The organism is Geobacillus sp. B4113_201601 (assembly GCF_001587475.1).
Lineage (GTDB): Bacteria > Bacillota > Bacilli > Bacillales > Anoxybacillaceae > Geobacillus > Geobacillus icigianus.
The window spans coordinates 1-3,214 of the sequence record NZ_LQYX01000058.1 but is presented as its reverse complement, the minus strand read 5'-3'; the positions used below and the strand labels follow the sequence as shown (position 1 = coordinate 3,214).

Annotated in this window: 5 protein-coding genes and 1 pseudogene; 1 reads left to right on the top strand and 5 read right to left on the bottom strand. The window is 49.4% G+C overall.

Annotated elements, in window-relative coordinates:
• The coding region (locus B4113_RS20455; protein ID WP_235597979.1) for a hypothetical protein at nt 1–278 on the bottom strand (278 nt) is incomplete at its 3' end.
• Nucleotides 279–645: 367 nt separating this feature from the next.
• On the opposite strand from B4113_RS20455, the gene B4113_RS08055 reads away from it, so the two are divergent.
• Nucleotides 646–999: a YgzB family protein gene (locus B4113_RS08055; RefSeq protein WP_033019299.1), complete on the top strand. Its 354-nt coding sequence runs from the start codon at nt 646–648 to the stop codon at nt 997–999.
• 25 nt (nt 1,000–1,024) lie between these two features.
• Here the strand turns inward: B4113_RS08055 and perR are convergent, their stop codons facing one another.
• The 4 genes and pseudogenes from perR to B4113_RS08035 form a co-directional block, all read right to left on the bottom strand.
• A complete protein-coding gene (gene perR / locus B4113_RS08050) occupies nt 1,025–1,477 on the bottom strand; it encodes a peroxide-responsive transcriptional repressor PerR (protein ID WP_033019301.1) in 453 nt (150 codons plus the stop codon).
• Nucleotides 1,478–1,703: 226 nt separating this feature from the next.
• Nucleotides 1,704–2,180, bottom strand: a complete 477-nt coding sequence (bcp, locus tag B4113_RS08045; protein ID WP_033018900.1) for a thioredoxin-dependent thiol peroxidase — start codon at nt 2,178–2,180, stop codon at nt 1,704–1,706.
• A gap of 63 nt (nt 2,181–2,243) precedes the next feature.
• The gene (locus tag B4113_RS08040) at nt 2,244–2,648 is read right to left on the bottom strand and encodes a potassium channel family protein (protein WP_033018898.1); all 405 of its coding nucleotides are present in this window, start codon (nt 2,646–2,648) and stop codon (nt 2,244–2,246) included.
• A 230-nt stretch (nt 2,649–2,878) separates the two neighbouring features.
• A pseudogene (locus B4113_RS08035) lies at nt 2,879–3,214 on the bottom strand (L-lactate dehydrogenase); the annotation flags it as partial.

The window sequence follows — 3,214 nt, the reverse complement described above, 5'->3', positions numbered from 1 at the left end:
GCATGTATTAGGCACGCCGCCAGCGTTCGTCCTGAGCCAGGATCAAACTCTCCAAAAGAAAGTGGATTGGCTTTGTGAGCTTCAGCGCCGACACCAAACGTGTCAAGCAGCCTCCGCTTTTCGGATTGTCTAGCTTCGGCCGCTATCGGCTCGCGACGCTTCGGTCCTGCTGCGGCGGCGATAGCCTCCTCGCAGGCCCTCCAGCGCGTTTCGCCGATAGGCAAGCGGCCTCCGCTTTTCGGATTGTCTAGCTTCGGTCCGCCGCCGCTCGGGGTCAAATAACCTTCCCCCTCGGGGTGCAAGCACCCCTGTGGGTGAAGAACATTTGCCCGTCGCGGCGACCCGCGGACCTCAGCTTTTCGTTGCGCTTCGTTTCGTTCAGTTTTCAAGGAACAAGATTTTTGCCCTTTGAAAGCGGCTTTTACATCATAGCACTTTTATTATCTGCTGTCAACATCTTTTTTATTCGTTATTATTTCTGTGATGTTTTATTGCCGCAACAGCGATTTAAAATATATCATCGTTCGACAAGCAAGTCAATAGCTTTTTGAAACGAAATAGCATTCATTCGTCCTCAGGCGATTTTTCTTTCTTTTTTCGCTCTGCCCGTGATTTATGGTATATTGGTGTTTAGGAGGGACAATCATGGCCATCAAATATTCAAGTAAAATTAATAAAATTCGTACGTTCGCCTTGAGCCTCATTTTTATCGGGGTCATCGTCATGTATGTTGGACTATTTTTCCGTACGTCCCCAATTATTATGACATTGTTTATGGTGTTCGGAATGTTGTTTCTTGTCGCGAGCGGCATCGTCTACTTCTGGATCGGCACGCTCTCGACAAGAGCCGTTCAAGTCGTTTGTCCTTCATGCGGCAAGGTGACAAAAATGCTCGGGCGCGTGGACTTATGTATGTTTTGTCGCGAGCCGCTGACGTTGGATCGCGAGCTTGAAGGGAAAGAGTTCGATGAAAAATACAACAAAAAAAGGAAAAGCTGATAGCCCCTTTTGCGCTATCAGCTTTTTAATTTGTCCGTCCTCCACCTCGTTGGCAATCAGGACATACCCCGTACACTTCCATCCGGTGATGATCGACTTTAAATCCAGTAACGTGAGCGGCAAGCTGCTCGACTTCATCGAGCGCTGGATAGTGGAAATCGACAATTTTGCCGCACTGCTCACAGATGACGTGATAATGATTGGATGTGACAAAGTCAAATCGGCTTGACGAATCCCCATATGTCAGCTCTTTAACAAGCCCGATTTCTTTAAAGACCCGCAAGTTGTTGTAGACGGTCGCTACGCTCATATTAGGGAATTTCCCTTCCAGCGCTTTATATATCTCATCAGCCGTCGGATGGGACATTGAGCTGATCAAATACTCCAATATCGCATGACGCTGCGGCGTAATGCGTATGCCCGTCTTTTTTAGCATGTCCAGCGCTTCCTTGAGTTGCTCATTGACAGACACCGTCATGCACCTCACTCTCTGCAAAAGATGAAAAAAATTATCATTTTATAATATTTATAATTAGTCTACAAGGAATGTAGGCGTTTTGTCAATATACATACCATTAATATATCGGACTTGCGCGTCTTTATTTAACAAAAAGAGGGCGGAAATCGTTTCCGCCCGCCACAATTCATTCATTTGAGGAGGTTACTATGCATCATACGCAAAAACGTTGTTCTTGCTTGGACGCTTACCTAGATGAGGCCAATCGGGCCACCTGCGCGAGCGTCTCATCGACGTGCCCCTTTACTTTCACCCCGCGCCATTCTTTGACCAATGTTCCATCGGGGGCGATAATGAACGTCGAGCGCTCGATGCCCATGTATTCTTTGCCAAAATTCCGCTTTTTCTTCCAGACCCCATACAGTTCTGCCACCTGATGCTGCTCATCGGAAAGAAGCAAAAACGGCAATTCATACTTCTCAACGAACGTTTCATGCCGCTTGACTGGGTCTGTGCTCACCCCTAAGATGACGGCATTCAATTCGTTAAACCGTTCATAGCGGTCGCGAAAATCGCATGCCTCGGTCGTGCACCCAGGCGTCATGTCCTTTGGATAAAAATAAAGAATGACATACTGACCACAAAAATCGGAAAGCGACACCATTTCCCCGTTGCTTGCTGGCAAAGTGAAATCCGGGGCTGGCTGGCCAATCACTGCCGTCATGGCATTCCCTCCGTCTTCGTTGTTTTCTTTTAGCGTAGCGAAGACGAAGAGAATTTGCAACTGTCAGCGATGGTCCCAGTCAAATACAGTGCGCGTGACAATGACAGCAGGCATAATGTAGCCGAGAAGCGCTTCGGCAATGGCGATCCACCGACCGATGCCGATCGGGGTCACATCCCCGTACCCGACGGATAAGAGCGTCATACCGCTTAAGTACAAGCTATCCTCAAGCAAAGCGAGACGTTCTCCTGTGGCACTGTTCGGAGACGGAGTAAACACTTGATGGCCGTTGATCTGCAAAATCATGTAAATCATAGCAAACCCAAGCATCATTGTTACGTACCACTGAACAAGCACCCATAAGCTGTCGAGCGAAAGCCGGTGCGTCGCTTGCACGCGCGCCGTCCAAAGCGAGGTGATACTGCCTAGGAGGACGGCGGCAATCACTCCGAGGAAGGCGTAATCCATCGCATCCCCCCATCTTTGTCCGTTGTTCATATATACGTGGCCGGACAAGCAATTATGACGGGGAGGAACCAGCGGGGAGTGAAACCAACCGACCGCACCAAGGCGCCGTCTGTCGAGTGGCTCATCCAGTCAAATGGCAAGTTGTCATTTTGACCGAACGCACTCCTCACTGGAAAAAAAAGCGGGCAGCCAGCTCAGTGAGGCGCAAATCGCGTTGTCATGGCGACTCCTCACCGGAAAAAGAAGCGGGCCAGCACCTCTTTCAGCGTCGCGGCGCTGTGGTGAAACCAAGTTTGCTCGTGATCGTCCAGCTCGATTTCAATCACTTCGCGGATGCCATTACGGTTGATGACCGCTGGTACGCCGATATAGACGTCGCGTTCACCGTATAAGCCGTCCAAATAAGCCGAGACGGTCAAAATGGCATTTTCGTTATGCAAAATGGCACGCGTCACGCGGGCAAGCCCCATGGCGATGCCGTAGTATGTCGCTCCCTCTAGAAATGTTGATTTATCAAGGCTTTTCGGCCCCTCAGGGGTGTCCAAAAAATATTTTTCGACAAAATC